This is a genomic window from Stenotrophomonas sp. SORGH_AS_0282 (genome assembly GCF_030818125.1).
Lineage (GTDB): Bacteria > Pseudomonadota > Gammaproteobacteria > Xanthomonadales > Xanthomonadaceae > Stenotrophomonas > Stenotrophomonas rhizophila_A.
Genome location: NZ_JAUTAB010000001.1, coordinates 2,486,657 through 2,507,107 on the forward strand (window position 1 = coordinate 2,486,657; position 20,451 = coordinate 2,507,107).

The window sequence follows — 20,451 nt, forward strand, 5'->3', positions numbered from 1 at the left end:
ATCTTGAAATCGGGACAATCCGTCCTTACCCCTTGTGCAGCCGCCGCGCCGGGCGCGGCACCGTCCAAGGAGCACTCCCCGATGACCGAGCAGACCCACAAAGAAACCCTGGGCTTCCAGACCGAAGTGAAGCAGCTGCTGCAGCTGATGATCCACTCGCTGTACTCCAACAAGGAAATCTTCCTTCGCGAGCTCATCTCCAACGCCGCCGATGCCTCGGACAAACTGCGCTTCGAAGCGCTGACCCAGCCGGGCCTGCTTGAAAGCGATGGTGAACTGCGCATCCAGGTCAGCGTCGACCCGCAGGCGCATACCCTGACCATCGACGACAACGGCATCGGCATGAGCCGCGACGAGGCCATCGCCCACCTGGGCACCATCGCCAAGTCCGGCACCGGCGACTTCCTGCGCCAGCTGTCCGGCGACCAGAAGAAGGACTCGCAGCTGATCGGCCAGTTCGGCGTCGGCTTCTACAGCGCGTTCATCGTGGCCGACCAGGTCGATGTCTACTCGCGCCGCGCCGGCCTGCCGGCCAACGAAGGCGTGCACTGGTCCTCGCGCGGCGAGGGCGAGTTCGACGTCGAAAGCATCGACAAGCCCGAGCGCGGCACCCGCATCGTGCTGCACCTCAAGGATGACCAGCAGGACTTCGCCGATGCCTGGCGCCTGCGCGGCATCATCAAGAAGTACTCCGACCACATCGGCCTGCCGATCCAGATGGCCAAGGAACACCACGACGACGACGCCCCGGCCGAAGTCGAGTGGGAGACCGTCAACCGCGCCAGCGCGCTGTGGACCCGCCCGCGCACCGAGATCAGCGACGCCGAGTACCAGGAGTTCTACAAGCACGCCGCGCACGACCACCAGGACCCGCTGGCATGGAGCCATAACAAGGTCGAAGGCAAGCTCGAGTACACCTCGCTGCTGTACGTGCCCGGCCACGCGCCGTTCGACCTGTACCACCGCGACGCGCCCAAGGGCCTGAAACTGTACGTGCAGCGCGTGTTCGTGATGGACCAGGCCGAGCAGTTCCTGCCGCTGTACCTGCGTTTCATCAAGGGCGTGGTCGATTCCAACGACCTGTCGCTCAATGTGTCGCGCGAAATCCTGCAGTCCGGCCCGGTCATCGATTCGATGAAGTCGGCACTGACCAAGCGCTCGCTGGACATGCTGGAAAAGCTGGCCGCCGACAAGCCCGACGTGTATGCCGGGTTCTGGAAGCAGTTCGGCCAGGTGCTGAAGGAAGGCCCCGCCGAAGACTTCAACAACCGCGAGAAGATCGCCGGCCTGCTGCGCTTCGCCTCCACCCATGACGCCAGCGGCGAGCAGAGCGTGTCGCTGGCCGATTACATCAGCCGCATGATCGAAGGCCAGGACAAGATCTACTTCCTGACCGGCGACAGCCACACCCAGGTCAAGGACAGCCCGCACCTGGAAGTGTTCCGCAAGAAGGGCATCGAAGTGCTGCTGCTCACCGACCGCATCGACGAGTGGCTGATGGGCTACCTGACCGAGTTCGACGGCAAGTCGTTCGTGGATGTGGCGCGTGGCGACCTCGACCTGGGCGCGCTGGAAACGGCCGAAGACAAGCAGGCGCAGGAAGAGGCCGCCAAGGACAAGCAGGGCCTGGTCGAGCGGATCAAGGGCGCGCTGGGCGATGACGTGGCCGATGTGCGCGTGTCGCACCGCCTGACCGATTCGCCGGCCATCCTCGCCATCGGCGAGCAGGACCTGGGCCTGCAGATGCGCCAGATCCTGGAGGCCAGCGGCCAGAAGGTGCCCGACAGCAAGCCGGTGTTCGAGTTCAACCCGGCCCACCCGCTGATCGGCAAGCTGGACCAGGAAGCCGATGCCGCCCGCTTCGGCGACCTGAGCCGGGTGCTGTTCGACCAGGCCGCGCTGGCTGCGGGCGATACGCTGAAGGATCCGGCGGCTTATGTGCGCCGGTTGAACAAGCTGTTGCTGGAATTGTCGGTTTAACGCGGTACGTGGTGGCCGGCACCGCTTGGGCCGGCCAACGGCCGGCGCTACGAATTGCTGCGTGGCCTTTGGGGTCGCGGTTAACCAACCCTGGGCTTCGGATGCGTCTCGGTAGCGCCGGCCGTTGGCCGGCCCAGGCGGTCCGTCACCGTGCGACCCGTCCGCCGCTCCACGCGGGCCTTACGGGCCCGGGTGGTAGCATATCCCCCTGATTTCAGCGCCGAATCCCATGCTCAGTTTCTTCCGTCGCAAAAAGCCCCAGGACGCTCCGCAGGACGCGCCCAAGACCCAGCACTACACCGCTGAGGAACTGGCCGCCGCGTTCCCGTCCGCCGCCACCGAGGCCGAGCCGGTCGTACCGGCCGCAGCGCCCGCCGTCGAGCCCACGCCCATCGCAGCACCGGTGGCGACGCCCGGCGTCGACGCAGCCGCTCCCGTGAGCACGCCAGCGGCCCAGGTCGATGCACCCCGCATCGAAGCCGTGCAGGCGGCACCCACCCCGCTCTATCCGCCCGCCCCGGTCGTGGTCGCCACCGATATCGTGCAGGAAGCGGTGCAGCCGCTGGCCGCCCCGACCGCCTTCGATGAAGCGGCACCCGCCGCGCCCGGCAAGACCGGCTGGCGCGACCGCCTGCGCAACAGCGTCATCGCACGCAGCTTCGGCGGCCTGTTCTCGCGCAACCCCAAGCTCGACGACGACCTGCTCGATGAGCTGGAAACCGCCTTGATTACCGCCGATGTCGGTGTCGGTGCCACCACCGCACTGGTGGAAGGCCTGCGCAAGCGCATGAAGGCGCGCGAATTCACCGACGCCAACGCCTTGTTGAAGGCGCTGCGCGCCGACCTGATCGCGATCCTGCAGCCGGTCTCCCGCCCGTTGGTGATCGACCGCAGCGCAAAGCCGTTCGTGATCCTCACCGTCGGCGTCAACGGCGTCGGCAAGACCACCACCATCGGCAAGCTGGCCAAGCGCTTCAAGGACGATGGCCACAGCCTGATGCTGGCCGCCGGCGATACCTTCCGCGCCGCCGCCGTGGCGCAGCTGCAGGCCTGGGGCGAGCGCAACGGCGTGGCCGTGGTCGCCCAGGGCCAGAACGCGGATGCCGCCTCGGTGGCATTCGATGCGCTGCAGGCCGGCAAGGCACGCGGCACCGAGGTGCTGATCGCCGATACCGCCGGCCGCCTGCATACCCAGGGCGGGCTGATGAACGAGCTGGGCAAGATCCGCCGCGTCCTGGGCAAGATCGATGAAAGCGCGCCGCACGAGGTGCTGATGGTCATTGATGGCACCACCGGCCAGAACGCGCTCTCGCAACTGCGCCAGTTCCATGCCGCGGTCAATGTGACCGGCCTGGTGGTGACCAAGCTGGATGGCACCGCCAAGGGCGGCGTGGTGTTCGCGCTGGCGCGCGAATTCGGCATTCCGATCCGCTTCGCCGGCATCGGCGAGCGCCCCGAAGACCTGCGCGTGTTTGACCCGGAAGCGTTCGTGGATGCGTTGCTGCCGGAAGCGCTGGGCGGTTGATGTCGCCCGCCATCGCCGACGCGTTCGTCGACCGGCTGCTGCCGTGGTTCGACGGCCATGGCCGGCATGACCTGCCCTGGCAGCATCCGCGCACGCCGTACCGGGTGTGGCTGTCGGAAATCATGCTGCAGCAGACCCAGGTCGCCACGGTCATTCCGTACTTCCTGAAGTTCCTTGCCGTGTTCCCCACCCTGCCCGACCTCGCCGCCGCCAGGAACGACGCGGTGATGGCGCAGTGGGCCGGCTTGGGCTACTACGCCCGCGCGCGCAACCTGCATGCCGCCGCGCAGCGCTGTGTCGAACTGCACGGCGGCGAGCTGCCGCGCGACGTCGATGCACTGCATGCACTGCCGGGCATCGGCCGCAGCACCGCCGGTGCGATCCTCAGCCAGGCCTGGAACGACCGCTTCGCGATCCTCGATGGCAACGTCAAGCGCGTGCTCACCCGCTACCACGGCATCGAAGGATTCCCCGGCCTGCCGGCGGTCGAAAAGGTGTTGTGGGCGCTGGCAGAGCTGCACGTGGAGCATGTCCCCGGCGGCCGTCTGGCCGATTACACGCAGGCGCAGATGGACCTGGGCGCCACGGTCTGCACCCGCAGCCGGCCGGCCTGCGTGATCTGCCCGCTGCAGGACGACTGCGTGGCGCGCCGCGAAGGCCGCAGCGACCAGCTGCCCACCCCGAAGCCCAGCAAGGTCCTGCCCGAACGCGAGGCGGTGGCGCTGCTGCTGCGCGATGCACAGGGCCGCGTGCTGCTGCAGAAGCGCCCGGACACCGGCATCTGGGCGCAGCTGTGGACGCTGCCGCAGGCCGACAGCGGCACCGCACTGCAGGACTGGTTCGATGCGCACGTATTGGGCTCACTGGAAGATGCCGAAGAGCTGCCGGTGCTGCAGCACACCTTCAGCCACTATCGCCTGCACCTGCAGATCCTGTCGCGGCAGGTGGATGGCCTGCGCAATGACATTGCTGGCCTGCGCTGGGTCCCGGCGCACGAGCTGCCCAGCCTGGGTCTGCCCGCGCCGATCCGCAAACTGCTGGAAAGCGGAAGTAGCCGTAAACTACGCGCTGCAACGACTTTGAAGAGGATCGAGTAGCCCATGGCCCGCACCGTTTTCTGCCAGTACGAACAACGCGACACCGAAGGGCTGGATTTCGTGCCCTATCCCGGCGAGCTGGGCCAGCGCATCTTCAACGGCATCGGCAAGACCGCCTGGGCCGCGTGGCTGGCGCACCAGACGATGCTGATCAACGAAAACCGGTTGTCGCCGCGCGATCCGAAGCATCGCGCGTTCCTGGAAGACGAGCTGGTGAAGTACCTCTTCAGCGGTGGCGCCGAGAAGCCGGCCGGGTTCGTTCCCGAGGCCTGACAGCAGCGACCGACCTATTCGGCAGGCGGCGTTTGCCCTGCTTCGCGCTCCTGCACCTGCGCCTGGCGCATTTCCTGCTCCGAGGAGCGCAGCGCCTTGACGTCCAGTGGGCGGATCACGCCGATGAAGCACGGAACGCTCGGGCCGTGGTTGGGATCGCGGACCAGCACCCGGTCGAAGCGCGATGACACCTGCCCGGTCTGGCTGGTCAGCCCGATCGCGGTAGCGTAACTGAGCCCGTAACACGGGCCGCGCAGTTCAATGAGATAGGCCTCGCTGGGGCGGGTCCACACCGCCAGCGCGCTGTCGCCCAGTTCGGTCCAGCCATTGAGCGAACCGAAGTAGCGCATCGACGGTTGCGGCGGGCCGGCGTGGGCGCGGTACAGCTCCAGGCGTTCGGCGCTGCTCAGGCGGCCGGTGGCACAACCGGCCAGCACCAGACCCATTGCAACAACGGCGACAAGCGTTTTCATGGCACCTCCGCGGTGGGGAACAAGGCGATCATGCACCCGCTGCCGCCGGCCCGCAGGTTCGGGCGGGCGGCTGTTCAGCTGCCAGCTCAGACCTCGGCGTGGGCCAGGGCGTGCAGCCGGCCTTCGCGCAGTTCCAGCACGCGGTCCAGCTTGCGCGCCAGGCTGCGGTCGTGGGTCACCAGCACCAGGCTGGTGTGGTGGGCGCGGTTGAGGTCCAGCATCAGCTCGAACACGGTTGCGGCGGTCTTGTCGTCCAGGTTGCCGGTCGGTTCGTCGCCCAGCACGCAGGCTGGCCGGTTGACCAGCGCACGGGCCACGGCGGCCCGCTGGCGCTCGCCACCGGACAGCTCGCCCGGCTTGTGCTCCAGGCGGTGGCCCAGGCCCACCGATTCCAGCAGTGCCTTTGCGCGCGAGCGGGCATCGGCCACCTCCTCGCCGCCCAGCAGCACCGGCATCATCACGTTTTCCAGCGCGGTGAATTCAGGCAGCAGGTGGTGGAACTGGTACACGAAGCCCAGCGCGCGATTGCGCAGGCGGCCGCGCTGGCTGTCGGACAGCGACGACATCTGGTTGCCGGCCACGAACACTTCGCCGGCGGTCGGCGTGTCCAGCCCGCCCAGCAGGTGCAGCAGCGTGCTCTTGCCGGCGCCGGAGGCACCGATGATGGCGACCGTCTCGCCGGCGGCCACGCTCAGGTCCAGGCCGTTGAACACCGGGGTCTGCATGCGGCCTTCGGCGTAGGTCTTGGCCAGCCCCTGCGCGCGGATCACTTCGTCGCCGCGGTTGATCGGCTCATTCATAGCGCAGGGCCTCCGCCGGCTGGGTGCGGGCAGCGCGCCACGCGGGGTACAGGGTGGCCAGGAAGCTCATGACCAGCGCGATGACGGTGATGATGACGATGTCCGGGGTCTGCATGTCGGTCGGCAGGCCGGTGATGTAGTACACGTCCTCGGGCAGCAGCTTGACGTTGAACAGCGTCTCGATCGCACCGAGGATGCGCTCCAGGTTCAAGGTCAGGGTGATGCCGCCGACCACGCCGAGCACGGTGCCGAAGATGCCGATCAGCGAGCCCTGCACCATGAAGACCTGCATCACCCCGCCCGGGGTCAGGCCCAGGGTGCGCAGGATCGCGATGTCGGCCTGCTTGTCGGTGACCAGCATCACCTGCGAGGACACCAGGTTGAACGCGCCCATGGCGATGATCAGCGAGAGCAGGATGCCCATCACCACTTTTTCCATGCGCAGCGAGTGGTACAGGTTGGCATTCTGCTGGGTCCAGTCGCTGACCCGGTAGCCGCCGCGGAGGTTGTGGGCCAGGTCCACGCCCACGTCCAGCGCCTTGTCCATGTCATGCAGCTTCAGGCGCACGCCGGTGACCCCGTCCATGCGCAGCACGCGCTCGAGGTCGGCCATGTTGGCGTAGGCCACGCCGCGGTCGATCTCGTTGTAGCCGGCCTCGAAGATGCCGCTGACGGTGAAGCGCTTCAGCCGCGGCATCGCGCCCATCGGGGTGCCCTGCACTTCAGCCAGGGTCACCAGCACGGTGTCGCCGACATCCACGCCCAGCCAGATCGCCAGTTCCTGGCCGACCAGCAGGTTGTAGCTGCCTTCCTTCAGGCTGTCGAAGCTGCCCTTCTTGAGCTTGGTGTTGATCACCGACACCGCCGGCTCCAGCGCCGGGTCGATGCCCTGCACGATCGCACCCTGCACGCGGGCGCCGCTGAGCATGGCCTGGATCTCGATGTACGGCGCGGCACCGGCCACGCGCGGATCCTTGTGGGCCACCTCGACCGCATGCTGCCAGTCGGCCATGGGCGCGCCGTCGGCGGTGATGGTGGTATGCGCGGTCATCTGCAGCAGGCGGTCGCGGATTTCTTTCTGGAAACCGCTCATCACCGCCAGCGTGGTGATCAGCACGGTCACGCCCAGCGCGATGCCGAGGATCGAGGCCATGGAGATGAAGGAGATGAAGCCGTTGCGGCGCTTGGCCCGCAGGTAACGCAGGCCGATGGCTACTGGTATGGGTTTGAACATGCAGGTACGCCGGACAATTCACCCTATGGTGCCATCACGGAGGTGAACGCGGAATGGGACGGGCCCGGATCGCCAGTCGCAGTTCACGTCGGCGCGGCGGCGGCAGGGTGTCGGGCCAGAACAGGCAGGCCTGCCGGCGGCCGTGCCGGCGCCAGCTTAGCTGCAGCAGCGGGCCGCGGTCATGCAGGGAGATCCCTTCCACCGGCTCGCCATCGATCTGGGCTGGGCTGTCGCCGGGCGGAATCAGGATCGAGCGCATCGGGCGGCGTCGATAGCGCCAGCCCTGCAACGCGCCGCCCGCCGCGGCCAGCAGGCCCAGCGGCCAGTGCGCGGCGGCAGGCAATGCGCTGGCCTGAACGGCCCAGGGCAGCAGCAGGGCAAACAGCAGGTGCGCGGCGGTCTGCCAGCGCGACGGGCGCCACTCAAGCCGGCAGGGAGCGGATCCGGGCGATGAGGACGGTGAGCTCGGCATCCGGGCATACCTCGTAACCCATGAACCAGCGCCACAACTTATCGTCTTCGCAGTCGAGAAGCCGCAGGAAAACCTCGCGCTCTTCAGTGGGTGCAGTGGCCCATTCGCGGTCGAGGTAACGCTCGAAAAGCTGGTCGAGCTCGCGCATGCCGCGGCGGCAGCGCCAGCGGAGTTTCTTGAGGAGGGTGGCTTCGTCCATTTCGGTGATTCCAGACTGGAGCACGTCATCCGGGTGCGCGGCAGTACACGGGCGCGTGGCGACGCGCTGAAAACAAAGGCGCCCCCTATGTCAAGGGGGCGCGGCTTCGCCGTCATGCCTTGGCAGCCACGCAGGGCGTGGCTCTACGATCAGGCGCGGCGCGCCATCATGAGCTTCTTGATCTCGGCGATCGCCAGCGCCGGGTTCAGGCCCTTCGGGCAGGTCCGGGCGCAGTTCATGATGGTGTGGCAGCGGTACAGCTTGAACGGGTCTTCCAGGTCGTCCAGGCGCGCACCGGTGTCTTCGTCGCGCGAGTCGACGATCCAACGGTAGGCCTGCAGCAGGATCGCCGGGCCCAGGTAACGCTCGCCGTTCCACCAGTAGCTCGGGCAGCTGGTCGAGCAGCACGCGCACAGGATGCACTCGTACAGGCCGTCCAGCTTCTTGCGGTCTTCCGGCGACTGCAGGCGCTCACGGTCCGGCGGCGGCGGGGTCTGGGTGCGGATCCACGGCTTGATCGAGGCGTACTGCGCGTAGAAGTGGGTCAGGTCCGGTACCAGGTCCTTGATCACGCTCATGTGCGGCAGCGGGTAGATCGGCACTTCGGCCTTGCCGCAGTCGGCGATGGCGCGGGTGCAGGCCAGCGTGTTGGTGCCGTCGATGTTCATCGCGCACGAACCGCAGATGCCCTCGCGGCACGAACGGCGGAAGGTCAGGGTCGGGTCGATCTCGTTCTTGATCTTGATCAGCGCGTCCAGGACCATCGGGCCGCAGGCGTCCAGATCGATCTCGTACGTATCGGTCCGCGGGTTGCTGTCGTCGTCGGGACTCCAGCGGTAGATCTTGAAGGTACGGGTGTTCTTCGCACCGCTCTTGGCGGGGAAGTGCTTGCCCTTTCCGATCTTGGAATTCTTTGGGAGGGAAAACTCGGCCATGGCTGTTCTCGTTGGCTCAGGCGGCTCGCGCTGCAATGCAGGCGCGGCTGGCTCGGAAGGTGAGGAAGTCGATCCGCATGGCGCTTAGTAGACGCGCGGCTTGGGCGGGACCACGTCCACGTCCTTGCTCAGCGTGTACATGTGCACCGGGCGGTAATCGAAGCTGCACTTGCCGTTGTCGTCGACATTGACCAGCGTGTGCTTCTGCCAGTTGACGTCGTCGCGGTCCGGGAAGTCCTCGTGCGCGTGTGCGCCACGGCTTTCCTTGCGCTGTTCGGCCGAGTTGATCGTCGCCACCGCGTTGAGCAGCAGGTTGTTCAGCTCGTAGGTTTCGATCAGGTCCGAGTTCCACACCAGCGAACGGTCCGACACCTTGACGTCCTGGAAGGAGTCGAAGATCTCCGACATCTTGGCGCAGCCCTCTTCCAGCGTCTTGCTGGTACGGAACACCGCCGCGTCGTTCTGCATGGTGCGCTGCATGCGGTCGCGGATGACCGAGGTCGGGGTGTCGCCGTTGGCGTAACGCAGCTTGTCCAGCAGGCCCAGCGCCTTGTCGCACGCATCCGACGCCAGCGTCTTGTGCGGCTGGCCCGGCTTGATGGTGTCGGCGCAGCGGTTGGCCACCGCACGACCGAACACGACCAGGTCGAGCAGCGAGTTGGAGCCCAGGCGGTTGGCGCCGTGCACCGACACGCAGGCCGCTTCGCCGATGGCGTACAGGCCCGGCACCACGGCATCGGGGTCGTCGCCGACCTTGCGCACCACTTCACCGTGGTAGTTGGTCGGGATGCCACCCATGTTGTAGTGCACGGTCGGGATGACCGGGATCGGCTGCTTGTGCACGTCCACGCCGGCGAAGATCCGCGCGCTTTCGGCAATGCCGGGCAGCTTGTCGTCGATCACGCCCGGGCCGAGGTGGGTCAGGTCGAGCAGGATGTGGTCCTTGTGCTCGCCGACGCCGCGGCCTTCGCGGATTTCGATGGTCATCGAACGCGACACCACGTCGCGCGAGGCCAGGTCCTTGTAATGCGGTGCGTAGCGCTCCATGAAGCGCTCGCCGTTGCTGTTGCGCAGGATGCCGCCTTCGCCGCGCACGCCTTCGGTGATCAGGCAGCCCGCACCGTAGATGCCGGTGGGGTGGAACTGCACGAACTCCATGTCCTGCATCGGCAGGCCGGCACGCATGACCAGACCGCCGCCGTCGCCGGTGCAGGTGTGGGCCGAGGTGGCGCTGAAGTAGGCACGGCCGTAGCCGCCGGTGGCCAGCACCACGCCGTGGGCGCGGAACAGGTGCAGCGAGCCGTCGGCCATGTCCAGCGCGAGCACGCCGCGGCACACGCCTTCCTCATCGAAGATCAGGTCGAGCGCGAAGTACTCGATCATGAAGCGCGCGTTGTGCGCCAGCGACTGCTGGTACAGCGTGTGCAGCATGGCGTGGCCGGTACGGTCGGCGGCGGCGCAGGTGCGCTGCGCGGACGGGCCTTCGCCGTACTTGGTGGTCATGCCGCCGAACGGGCGCTGGTAGATCTTGCCGTCTTCGGTGCGGCTGAACGGCACACCGTAGTGTTCCAGTTCGATGATGGCCGGAATCGCTTCGCGGCACATGTATTCGATCGCGTCCTGGTCGCCCAGCCAATCCGACCCCTTGATGGTGTCGAAGAAGTGGTAACGCCAGTCGTCTTCACCCATGTTGCCCAGCGCGGCGGAAATACCGCCCTGCGCGGCCACGGTGTGCGAACGGGTCGGGAAGACCTTGGTCAGGCAGACCGTCTGCAGGCCCTTGGCGGCCAGGCCGAACGTGGCACGCAGGCCGGCGCCGCCGGCCCCCACCACGACCATGTCGTATTTGTGTTCCGTAATCTTGTAAGCGGACATCTACTCTGGATTCCTGTCTTGGTGCCTGACTCAGGCAACGCCGAGCGCAATGCGGGCGACCGCAAAAACACTGACGATCGCGCCCAGCACGGCAATGAACTTCACCGTGGTCTGCAGCGCCAGGGCCAGCAACGAATTATGGATGTAGTCTTCCAGCACGACCTGCAGGCCCAGCTGGGCGTGCCAGAACATGGCCACCAGGAAGCCCACCAGCAGCACCGCGTTCCACGGCTTGGACACCGCGTCGGCGGCGGTCACGTAATCGACGTTGACCAGGCTCAGCACGAAGATGAGGAACCAGATGGTCAGCGGGACCAGCGCGGTGGCGGTCAGGCGCTGCAGCACGAAGTGTTCGGTGCCGGTCTTGGCCGCGCCAAGGCCACGCACGTTCTTCAACGGGGTACGGAACTTGTTCATGCGGTCGCTCCCATGAAGACATAGGCCCAGACCAGCGCGGTGATCACCAGGCTGGCGATGACCGACATCCAGCTGCTGCGCACGAAGGCCGGAATGCTGAAGCCGATCGCGAAGTCCTGCACGATATGGCGGATGCCATTGCACAGGTGGTAGGCGAAGGACCAGGTCCAGGCGAACAGGAACAGCTTTCCGTACCAGCTGCCGGCGTGGCCGGTGAAGCAGTTCCAGGATTCAGGACCCATCATCAGGGCGAGCAGGCCGCCAGCGATGATCAGGGCTCCAACAGACAGAAAGATGCCGGTGGCTCGATGCAGGATCGAGGTGGCCATCTGAATCTGCCAGCGATACACCTGAAGGTGCGGGGAAAGGGGACGTTCTCTGGCGGCCATTCGCTGGGCTCGTTGTCTCGGCTGGGCGGCACAATTGCCGCGTTGGCTCAATGCTGATCAGAAATCGATGCAGCGTCCGTTTTTCTCCCAATCGCCATACCGCACCGGATCGAGTCCGCCGCGGCCACCGATTTCCACAGGCGCCACCGGTGTAACGGCGAGCGGCTGCTCCTCCGGTACCAGCGGGGCTTCAGGATCGATATCGGGAGTGGGGGTTGTTTGGCCTATCATGGGTGGTCTCGCAACGCACAAATTTTAGACCCCGTTCACGTGCCTGACAACCTGCCCTTCGATTTCAGTGGTTTTCCGCGCCTTTCCGGTCACGCGCTGCTCAGCCTGCGCGGTGTGGATGCGGCGGCGTTCGCCAATGCCCAGTTCGCCAGCGATGTCACCGCCTTGCCCGTCCGGCACTGGCAGTGGAGCGCCTGGCTGAGCGCCAAGGGCCGCACCCTTGCTGTGTTTCAGCTGTTGAAGCTGGACCAGGAGCACGTGCTGCTGGTGCTGGCCGACGGCGACGCCGATGCGATTGCGTCGCAGTTACAGCGCTTCGTGTTCCGTCGCAAGGTCAAGATCGAGGTGCGCACCGATCTGGCCGTGGCCGGCAGCTTCACCGCGCCGGAAGCGGCGTCTGGCGCGGCAATTGCGCTGGAGGGTGACTCGCTGGAGCTGGATGTGGGCAGCGATGCGTTGCCGCGCACCCTGAAGATCGCACCCGCGCCCGCGGATGCATCGCCGGCCGATGCCGCGTTCGAACTGGCCTGGCGCCAGTCCGACCTGCGCTACGGGGTGCCGCGACTGGATGCCGACCAACGCGAAACCTGGACCCCGCAGCAGCTGGGGCTGGACCGCCTGAACGGCTACAGCGTCAAGAAGGGCTGCTACCCGGGCCAGGAAATCGTGGCCCGCACCCATTTCCTGGGCAAGGCCAAGCGCGCCCTGCAGCTGCTGCGCGTGGCCGATGGCACCGCCAGTGGCGCGAAGGTCGAGCAGAACGGCGCCGCCGTTGGCACGGTGGCGAGCGTGGCCGGCGACCTGGCGCTGGCGGTGCTGCCGCTGGAGATGGCCGAAGGGGCATTGAGCGTCGGCGGCGCCGAAGCCCACGGCGTGCCGCTGCTGGACGGCCTCGCCCGCTGACGGGCGACACGACCAACGGTCGTGTCCTACCAACTGTCCATTTCCCGGTAGGTCACGACCGTTGGTCGTGACCGGATCCATCACACGTCGTGGTTCAACCGCTCGCCGGAATCCGCATCGAAGAAGTGCAGCCCCTGCGGCTGGATCGCCACGCGGATGGTGCCGCCCACCGCCGGCAATGCCTGCGGCGCCACGCGCATCACCAGCGCCTGGTCGCCATGGGTCATGTTGACGAAGATCTCGTTGCCCACCGGCTCGATGCCGTCGATGGTCGCTTCAAACGCGTTGGCATCGCCCGGCACGGCCGGCTGCAGATGCTCCGGCCGGACCCCGACCGCCAACGTCCGCCCGATCCAGGACGGGTCGATGGTCGCAGCGCCCAGCGGCGCGCGCAGCGTGCCCTCCTGCACTACTACCCCGCCATCCACGCGCTGCAGCGTGCCGCGCAGCACGTTCATCGCCGGGCTGCCGAGGAAGCCGGCCACGAACAGGTTGGCCGGGCGGTCGTACAGCGCCATCGGCGTGTCGATCTGCTGGATCACCCCGTCCTTGAGCACCACGATCCGCTGGCCCAGGGTCATCGCTTCCACCTGGTCGTGGGTCACGTAGATCATCGTGGTGCCCAGCTTGCGGTGGAGCTGCGCGATCTCGGTGCGCACGCTGTGGCGCAGCTTGGCATCCAGGTTCGACAGCGGCTCATCGAGCAGGAACACCGCCGGTTCGCGCACCAGCGCACGGCCCAGCGCCACGCGCTGGCGTTGGCCGCCGGACATCGCCTTGGGCAGCTTGTCGAGCATCTCGGTCAGGCCCAGCGTCTGCGCCGCTTCGTTCACGCGCTTGGCGATGGTCGCCTTGTCGTGGCCGCGCAGCTTCAGGCCGAAGGCCAGGTTCTCGGCCACGGTCATGTGCGGGTACAGCGCATAGCTCTGGAACACCATGGCGATATCACGGTCTTTCGGTGCCACGTCGTTGACCACGCGGTCGCCGATGCTCAGCGTGCCACCGCTGATTTCCTCAAGGCCGGCGACCATGCGCAGCAGGGTCGACTTGCCACACCCCGACGGCCCCACCAGGACCATCAATTCCCCATCGGCTACTTCAAAGGTCGCGCCCTGGACGGCCACCTGGCCGTTGTCGTACACCTTGCGCACGCCCTGCAACTGCACTTTTGCCATATCACCCATTCCAGTCCGCCCGCTGCCGGGCTGTTGATGCGGAACTGCCTTCGGCCCTCCCGATGGCAGGTCGATGGCGTGGTGCCGCATGACGGCGACCACTGCAATCGAATACAGTCTGCTCATTCTGCCATGTAAACGTTTTCACGTGGCAGTATCCAATGGTCGGTCATGACCGCGTCGCTGTCAGGACGTGACATGCCCCATGATGGGCGGGCCCGCACCTGTTCATGTTGCGATTGCAGCAACCGGACACCGCGGCCAGCTTGACCCCCGAGAACATAGACGAGAAGCGATTGACAACGATGTCACCCGGATCTGAAACTCGAGCGATGCACGATACCCTCTTCCTGTTTGGCGCCACCGGCGACCTCGCCCAGCGCTACCTGTTCCCTTCGTTGCTGCGCCTGCTGGGCGACGGCCTGCTGCCGGAAGACTTCAAGGTCCGCGCACTGGCACTGTCCCCGCACGACACCGACGCGTTCCGCCAGATCCTGCGCCCGCGCCTGCAGCAGGCGATGCCGGCGGCCAGCCTGGATGACATCCAGTCGCTGCTGGACCGCATCGACTACCGTTCGGTGGACCTTCGCGATCCGCAGTCGGTGGCCGCCTCGGTCAGCGACTTGGTCGACCGCAAGTGCGTGAGCTACCTGGCCATTCCGCCGGGCCTGTACATCTCCACCTGCGAGGGCCTGGCCCTGGGTGGCGCGCTGGCCGCGCCGGCACGCCTGATGCTGGAAAAGCCGATCGGCAGCGACAGCGCCAGCGCCGAACAGATCCTGACCACCATCGGCCAGTGGATCGACGAAGACCGCGTGTTCCGTCTGGACCACTACCTGGGCAAGGCGGCGGTGCAGAACCTGATCGCCCTGCGCTTCGGCAACACGCTGCTTGAGGCGGTGTGGAACCGCAACTACATCGAATCGGTGCACATCCTGGTCGCCGAAAGCGAAGGCGTGGATGGCCGCGATGCCTACTACGCGCGTTCGGGCGCGCTGCGCGACATGGTCCAGAGCCACATCCTGCAGCTGCTGTGCCTGGTGGCGATGGAACCGCCGGCGTCGCTGGAAGCCGACCGCATCCGCGATGAGAAGGTCAAGGTGCTGCGTGCGCTGCGTCCGCTGGATGCCAAGCATGCCGCGCGCGACAGCGTGCGCGGCCGCTACACCGCCGGCACCATCAACGGCCAGCCCGCGCAGGCCTACCAGCCGCCGGAAGGCAGCGATGTGGAAACCTTCGCCGGGGTCACCGCGCATATCGACAACTGGCGCTGGTCCGGGGTGCCGTTCCACCTGGTCACCGGCAAGCGCCTGGCCGAGCGCACCACCCGCGTGGTGGTCAACCTCAAGCCGGTCACGCATTGGCTGTTCGAACGGCCCGACCGGGCAAACGCCACGCCCAATCGCATCACCTTCCAGCTGCAGCCGCAGGAAAACATCGAGCTGGGCCTGATGAGCAGCCTGGCCGGCCCGGAGTGGGGCGCGCTGGAACTGCACCCGCTGGAACTGGAACTGTCCGTGCCGACCGGCCTGCACCGCCGCATCGCCTACGAGCGCCTGTTCCTGGATGCCTTCAACGGCAACCATGCGCTGTTCGTGCGCGACGATGAGGTGCGTGCCGCCTGGGCCTGGATCGACAGCGTCAGCGATGCCTGGAAGGAAGCGCAGCTGCCGCTGCAGCCCTACCCGGCCGGCGAATGGGGTCCGGAACAGGCGTTCGGCTTCCTGCCGGCCGATGTGGATGCCGAGGCCAACCGCAAGGATCGCGCATGACGGTGTCGACCCAACCGGCGCTGGTGGCCGATATCGGGGGCACCAACGCCCGCTTCGCGCTGGCCGACACCAGCCTGGCCGCGCCGCTGCTCAAGGACAGCATCCGCGAATTCGTGGTCGCCGATTTCCCGTCGCTGGGCGATGCCGCACGGCATTACCTGGAGCAGATCGGCGCCGAAGCACGCCGCGGCGTGTTCGCCGTGGCCGGCCGCGTCGACGGTGACGAGGCGCGCATCACCAACCACCCGTGGGTGATCTCGCGCATGCGCACCGCGCACATGCTCGGCTTCGATGGCCTGCACCTGATCAACGACTTCGCCGCGCAGGCGATGGCGATCTCGCTGCTGCAGCCGCAGGACGTGGTCCAGGTCGGCGGCGCGGCGTGGGTGCCGGGCCAGCCCGGCCAGCCGCGCAACTACGCGGTGATCGGCCCGGGCACCGGGCTGGGCGTGGGCGGGCTGATCCTGCGCCACGGCCGCTGCTACCCGCTGGAAACCGAAGGTGGCCACGTCAGCTTCCCGCCCGGCACGCCGGAGGAGATCCGCATCCTGGAGATCCTGTCCGAGCAGTTCGGCCGGGTCTCGAATGAACGCCTGATCTGCGGGCCGGGCCTGGTCAACATCCATCGCGCGGTGTGCGAGATGGCCGATGTCGACCCGGGCCAGCTGCAGCCGGTGGACGTCACCGCGCGCGCCCTGCATGGCGACCCGCAGGCGATGCGCACGGTGGACCTGTTCTGCGCGGTGTTCGGCGCCATTGCCGGCGACCTGGTGCTGATCCAGGGTGCCTGGGACGGCGTGTTCCTGACCGGCGGACTGGTGCCGAAGATGCTCGATTCACTTCAGCATTCCGGCTTCCGCCAGCGCTTCGAGCACAAGGGCCGGTTCTCGTCGATCATGGCCCGGGTGCCGTCGCTGGCGGTGATGCACCCGCACGCGGGCCTGCTGGGCGCGGCCGCCTACGCAGCCGACCTCGAACGCGACCTGCCAGGAGGCGCCGCATGAACGCACTTGAAGATTCCAACCGCTTCACCCTGATCCGGCACACCGACGCCGATGCGTGGATCGAGACGATCGCAGCCGAAATGGCGCAGATCCTCAACCATGACATCGACGCTGCCGGCCGGGCCCGGATGCTGCTCTCCGGCGGCACCACGCCGGCACCGGTGTACCAGGCGCTGGCCGAACTGGACGTGCAGTGGGACCGGGTCGAAGTCAGCCTGGTCGACGAGCGCTGGCTGTCGCCGCAGGACCGCGACAGCAATGCCTGGCTGGTTCGCCAGAGCCTGCTCAACCGCGCCGAGGGCGCACACTTCGATCCGCTGGTGCGGGTGGGCAAGCCGTTGCCGGAATGTGTCTACACCGCCAACCTGCAGGCGCAGCACACCGAGGCACCGTCGCTGGCGGTGTTCGGCATGGGCAATGACGGGCATACGGCATCGCTGTTCCCCGGCTCGAAGGACCTGGCCCGCGCGCTGGAAAGCACCCTGCCCTACGCCGCGCTGGATGCCACGGGTTGCCCGGGATCGAACCAGTGGCCGCTGCGCATCACGCTGACGCCGCACGGTATGCGCCAGTGCCGCCAGCGGCTGCTGCTGCTGCGTGGCAAGCAGAAGCTGGAAGTGCTCAAGCAGGCGCTGGAAAGCAACAACGCAGCGCTGTATCCCATTCTCAACGCGATCGATCTCGATGGCCGCCCGACGCTGCGCATCCACTGGTGCGACTGATTCGATGCCGCTGTCATTCCGTTCGCCCTCTCATAGCCGGTAGCCAATGAGCCTGCACCCCAAACTCCATGCCATCACCGAGCGCATCGTCCAGCGCAGTGCCGCGTCGCGCGCTGCGTACCTGGCGGGCATCGACGCCGCGCTGCGCGACGGTCCGTTCCGTTCGCGCCTGAGCTGCGGCAACCTGGCCCACGGCTTTGCGGCCTGTGGCCCGACCGACAAGAGCCGCCTGCGCGGCGGGGTCACGCCGAACCTGGGCATCATCACTGCCTACAACGACATGCTGTCGGCGCACCAGCCGTTCGAGCATTACCCTGAAATCCTGCGCGAGACCGCGCGTTCGGTAGGCGCGACGGCGCAGGTCGCCGGCGGCGTGCCGGCGATGTGCGACGGGGTCACGCAGGGCCGTGGCGGCATGGAGCTGTCGCTGTTCTCGCGCGATGTGATCGCGCAGTCCACGGCGATCGGGTTGAGCCATGACATGTTCGACAGCACCGTCTACCTGGGCGTGTGCGACAAGATCGTGCCGGGGCTGTTGATCGGTGCGCTGGCGTTCGGCCACCTGCCGGCGATCTTCCTGCCGGCCGGGCCGATGACGCCGGGCATTCCGAACAAGCAGAAGGCCGAGGTGCGCGAGCGCTACGCGGCGGGCCTGGCCACGCGCGAGGAGCTGCTGGAAGCCGAAGCGGCGTCGTACCACGGGGTGGGCACGTGCACGTTCTACGGCACGGCCAATTCGAACCAGACGCTGCTGGAAGCGATGGGCGTGCAGCTGCCGGGCGCGTCGTTCGTGAATCCGGAAACGCCGCTGCGCGATGCGCTGACGCGGCATGCGGCGGTGCGTGCGCTGGAAATCTGTGCGCTGGGCGATGATTTCCGGCCGTTGGGCCGGTTGATCGATGAGCGCGCAATCGTCAATGCGGTGGTCACGCTGATGGCCACGGGCGGTTCGACCAACCACACGATCCACTGGATCGCGGTGGCGCGGGCGGCGGGCATCGTGCTGACGTGGGACGACATGGACCAGCTGTCGCAGCTGGTGCCGCTGCTGGCGCGGGTGTACCCGAACGGCGAGGCGGACGTGAACCGCTTCGCGGCTGCAGGCGGCACGGCGTTCGTGTTCCGCGAGCTGATGGACGCGGGGCTGATGCACGCGGACCTGGTGACGGTGGCCGAAGGCGGCATGCGCCAGTACACGCAGGATCCGGCGCTGCGCGACGGTGCGCTGACGTGGATCGAGGGCATTGCCGAGAGCGCGGACCGTGAGGTGGTGCGCGGGGTGGCGGAGCCGTTCGAGGCACAGGGCGGGCTGCGGCTGCTGCGCGGCAACCTGGGCCGTTCGCTGATCAAGCTGTCAGCGGTGAAGCCTCAGTACCGGACGATCGAGGCGCCGGCGGTGGTGGTGGATGCGCCGCAGGTGCTGAACAAGCTGCATGCGGCGGGAATGTTGCCGCAGGATTTCGTGGCGGTGGTGCGTTACCAGGGGCCGCGTGCGAACGGGATGCCGGAGCTGCATTCGCTGGCGCCGTTGCTGGGGCTGCTGCAGAACCAGGGCCGGCGTGTTGCGCTGGTGACGGATGGTCGCTTGTCGGGCGCGTCGGGCAAGTTCCCGGCGGCGATCCACATGACGCCGGAAGCCTCGCGCGGTGGTCCGCTGGGGCGGGTGCGCGAGGGCGACATCATCCGGCTGGATGGTGAGGCGGGCACGCTGGAGGTGCTGGTGGACGCGGCCGAATGGGCAGCGCGCGAGCAGGCACCGAACACGGCACCGGCGGCGCACGATCTGGGCCGCAACCTGTTCGCGATGAACCGCCGCCTGGTGGGTCCGGCCGACCAGGGCGCGATTTCGATTTCGTGCGGTCCGGCGGCTGACGACGGCGACATGTGGAATTACGACGCCGAGTACGAGCTCGGGAATGACGCTGCTGCTGCGCTTGCGCCGCACGAGTCGAAGGACGCCTGACGGTTCTACTGCGAAGAGCGGCGGTTGGGTCTGCGTGGGTGAGGCAGCGGCGGGGGTCCCCTACGGGACACGCCGTGAACCCATCCATGGGGGCTCGTAGAAAACATCCATGTTTTCTACGGTCCCTACGGGGACCCCCGCCGCTGCCTCACGACACATTGCGGCGCCTTCTTATTTCAAGAATCAAACGGCGTACCGCTCCCTCGGTCGCGCCGACCGTTGGTCGGCCCACGGGGTCTACGACAACACACCGGCAATCGGCAGGCGTTGAATCCTGCCATCCAATGCTTCGAACAACCGAAAGGCTTCCCTATGAACATCGCAGATCATCAAAAACGCGCTGAATCGCTGTTGCTTGCCGCCGGCATCCTGCCGGTCGTTACCGTGCATACCCTCGACCAGGCACGTGCGGTCAGCGCGGCGTTGCTGGAAGGTGGGCTGCCGGCGATCGAGCTGACGCTGCGTACGCCGATCGCGATGGAAGCGCTGGGCATGCTCAAGCGCGAGCTGCCCGATGTGGTGGTGGGTGCGGGCACGGTGCTCACGGTCGAGCAGATGCAGCAGGCCATCGATGCGGGCGCGGATTTCCTGGTGACGCCGGGCACGCCGGCGTTCATGGCCGATGCGCTGGCGGAGGCGCCGTTGCCGGTGGTGCCGGGTGCGGCCTCGCCGACCGAACTGCTGGAGCTGTATCGTCGCGGGTTCCGGGTGTGCAAGCTGTTCCCAGCCTCGGCGGTCGGCGGGCTGGCGATGATCAAGGGCCTGGCCGGTCCGATCCCGGACCTGAAGCTGTGCCCGACCGGCGGCATCACGGAAACCACGGCGGCCGAGTACCTGGAGCAGAAGAACGTGGTCTGCATCGGCGGTTCGTGGATGGTGCCGGGCCACTGGATCGAGAACGGCGAGTGGGACAAGGTGCGCGACAGCGCGGCGCAGGCGGCGAAGATCGTCGCCCGGGTCCGCTCGCGCTGAACAAAAAAAGCCCGGGAATTCCCGGGCTTTTTTTTTTGGA

Annotated in this window: 21 protein-coding genes; 10 read left to right on the plus strand and 11 right to left on the minus strand. The window is 67.2% G+C overall.

What is annotated here, in order from left to right:
- Window positions 1–81 precede the first annotated feature (81 nt).
- The 4 genes from htpG to QE395_RS10995 all read left to right on the plus strand — a co-directional run bounded on the left by htpG (window position 82) and on the right by QE395_RS10995 (window position 4,875).
- Window positions 82–1,980 (plus strand): molecular chaperone HtpG, encoded by a 1,899-nt coding sequence (htpG, locus tag QE395_RS10980; protein WP_306989067.1) that lies wholly within the window; start codon window positions 82–84, stop codon window positions 1,978–1,980.
- A 229-nt stretch (window positions 1,981–2,209) separates the two neighbouring features.
- The gene (gene ftsY / locus QE395_RS10985) at window positions 2,210–3,505 is read left to right on the plus strand and encodes a signal recognition particle-docking protein FtsY (RefSeq protein ID WP_306989069.1); all 1,296 of its coding nucleotides are present in this window, start codon (window positions 2,210–2,212) and stop codon (window positions 3,503–3,505) included.
- Window positions 3,505–4,602, plus strand: coding sequence for an A/G-specific adenine glycosylase (mutY, locus tag QE395_RS10990; protein ID WP_306989071.1), 1,098 nt, complete (start codon window positions 3,505–3,507; stop codon window positions 4,600–4,602). Before ftsY ends, mutY begins: the two co-directional genes overlap by 1 nt.
- Window positions 4,603–4,605: 3 nt before the next feature.
- Window positions 4,606–4,875 (plus strand): oxidative damage protection protein, encoded by a 270-nt coding sequence (locus QE395_RS10995; protein WP_184124042.1) that lies wholly within the window; start codon window positions 4,606–4,608, stop codon window positions 4,873–4,875.
- A gap of 14 nt (window positions 4,876–4,889) precedes the next feature.
- Here QE395_RS10995 and QE395_RS11000 read toward each other — a convergent pair whose 3' ends face one another.
- The 10 genes from QE395_RS11000 to QE395_RS11045 all read right to left on the minus strand — a co-directional run bounded on the left by QE395_RS11000 (window position 4,890) and on the right by QE395_RS11045 (window position 11,900).
- Entirely contained in the window at window positions 4,890–5,348 is a 459-nt protein-coding gene (locus QE395_RS11000) for a DUF6491 family protein (protein WP_306989074.1), read from the minus strand.
- A gap of 86 nt (window positions 5,349–5,434) precedes the next feature.
- Entirely contained in the window at window positions 5,435–6,148 is a 714-nt protein-coding gene (gene lolD / locus QE395_RS11005; RefSeq protein ID WP_068851023.1) for a lipoprotein-releasing ABC transporter ATP-binding protein LolD, read from the minus strand.
- Window positions 6,141–7,382: a lipoprotein-releasing ABC transporter permease subunit gene (locus QE395_RS11010; protein ID WP_184124046.1), complete on the minus strand. Its 1,242-nt coding sequence runs from the start codon at window positions 7,380–7,382 to the stop codon at window positions 6,141–6,143. The genes lolD and QE395_RS11010 overlap by 8 nt, the downstream gene beginning before the upstream one ends.
- 34 nt (window positions 7,383–7,416) lie before the next feature.
- On the minus strand, window positions 7,417–7,854 hold the full coding sequence (locus tag QE395_RS11015; RefSeq protein ID WP_306989077.1) for a hypothetical protein: 438 nt from the start codon (window positions 7,852–7,854) through the stop codon (window positions 7,417–7,419).
- Complete coding sequence (locus QE395_RS11020) at window positions 7,805–8,053, minus strand: succinate dehydrogenase assembly factor 2 (RefSeq protein WP_306989080.1); 249 nt, start codon at window positions 8,051–8,053, stop codon at window positions 7,805–7,807. Before QE395_RS11020 ends, QE395_RS11015 begins: the two co-directional genes overlap by 50 nt.
- A gap of 149 nt (window positions 8,054–8,202) precedes the next feature.
- Window positions 8,203–8,988 carry a succinate dehydrogenase iron-sulfur subunit gene (locus tag QE395_RS11025; protein WP_093534163.1) on the minus strand — a complete coding sequence of 262 codons (786 nt, stop codon included), beginning with the start codon at window positions 8,986–8,988 and terminating at the stop codon, window positions 8,203–8,205.
- Window positions 8,989–9,072: 84 nt separating this feature from the next.
- Window positions 9,073–10,863 carry a succinate dehydrogenase flavoprotein subunit gene (gene sdhA / locus QE395_RS11030; RefSeq protein WP_095364170.1) on the minus strand — a complete coding sequence of 597 codons (1,791 nt, stop codon included), beginning with the start codon at window positions 10,861–10,863 and terminating at the stop codon, window positions 9,073–9,075.
- A gap of 30 nt (window positions 10,864–10,893) precedes the next feature.
- On the minus strand, window positions 10,894–11,280 hold the full coding sequence (gene sdhD, locus QE395_RS11035; RefSeq protein ID WP_306989083.1) for a succinate dehydrogenase, hydrophobic membrane anchor protein: 387 nt from the start codon (window positions 11,278–11,280) through the stop codon (window positions 10,894–10,896).
- Complete coding sequence (gene sdhC, locus QE395_RS11040; RefSeq protein ID WP_068851002.1) at window positions 11,277–11,669, minus strand: succinate dehydrogenase, cytochrome b556 subunit; 393 nt, start codon at window positions 11,667–11,669, stop codon at window positions 11,277–11,279. Before sdhC ends, sdhD begins: the two co-directional genes overlap by 4 nt.
- A gap of 57 nt (window positions 11,670–11,726) precedes the next feature.
- On the minus strand, window positions 11,727–11,900 hold the full coding sequence (locus tag QE395_RS11045; RefSeq protein ID WP_083214109.1) for a DUF1674 domain-containing protein: 174 nt from the start codon (window positions 11,898–11,900) through the stop codon (window positions 11,727–11,729).
- Between the two features lie 39 nt (window positions 11,901–11,939).
- Here QE395_RS11045 and QE395_RS11050 point away from each other — a divergent pair, with 39 nt between their 5' ends.
- Window positions 11,940–12,803: a folate-binding protein gene (locus QE395_RS11050; protein ID WP_306989085.1), complete on the plus strand. Its 864-nt coding sequence runs from the start codon at window positions 11,940–11,942 to the stop codon at window positions 12,801–12,803.
- An 80-nt stretch (window positions 12,804–12,883) separates the two neighbouring features.
- Here the strand turns inward: QE395_RS11050 and ugpC are convergent, their stop codons facing one another.
- Window positions 12,884–13,978 (minus strand): sn-glycerol-3-phosphate ABC transporter ATP-binding protein UgpC, encoded by a 1,095-nt coding sequence (gene ugpC, locus QE395_RS11055; RefSeq protein ID WP_306989087.1) that lies wholly within the window; start codon window positions 13,976–13,978, stop codon window positions 12,884–12,886.
- A gap of 332 nt (window positions 13,979–14,310) precedes the next feature.
- On the opposite strand from ugpC, the gene zwf reads away from it, so the two are divergent.
- The 5 genes from zwf (at window position 14,311) to QE395_RS11080 (ending at window position 20,411) form a co-directional block, all read left to right on the plus strand.
- On the plus strand, window positions 14,311–15,750 hold the full coding sequence (gene zwf / locus QE395_RS11060) for a glucose-6-phosphate dehydrogenase (RefSeq protein WP_093534159.1): 1,440 nt from the start codon (window positions 14,311–14,313) through the stop codon (window positions 15,748–15,750).
- Window positions 15,747–16,754 (plus strand): glucokinase, encoded by a 1,008-nt coding sequence (gene glk, locus QE395_RS11065; protein ID WP_068850993.1) that lies wholly within the window; start codon window positions 15,747–15,749, stop codon window positions 16,752–16,754. Before zwf ends, glk begins: the two co-directional genes overlap by 4 nt.
- Window positions 16,751–17,476, plus strand: a complete 726-nt coding sequence (gene pgl / locus QE395_RS11070; RefSeq protein ID WP_068850990.1) for a 6-phosphogluconolactonase — start codon at window positions 16,751–16,753, stop codon at window positions 17,474–17,476. The genes glk and pgl overlap by 4 nt, the downstream gene beginning before the upstream one ends.
- 46 nt (window positions 17,477–17,522) lie before the next feature.
- Window positions 17,523–19,439, plus strand: a complete 1,917-nt coding sequence (gene edd, locus QE395_RS11075; protein WP_306989090.1) for a phosphogluconate dehydratase — start codon at window positions 17,523–17,525, stop codon at window positions 19,437–19,439.
- 312 nt (window positions 19,440–19,751) lie between these two features.
- Window positions 19,752–20,411: a bifunctional 4-hydroxy-2-oxoglutarate aldolase/2-dehydro-3-deoxy-phosphogluconate aldolase gene (locus QE395_RS11080; RefSeq protein WP_306989092.1), complete on the plus strand. Its 660-nt coding sequence runs from the start codon at window positions 19,752–19,754 to the stop codon at window positions 20,409–20,411.
- Window positions 20,412–20,451 lie beyond the last annotated feature (40 nt).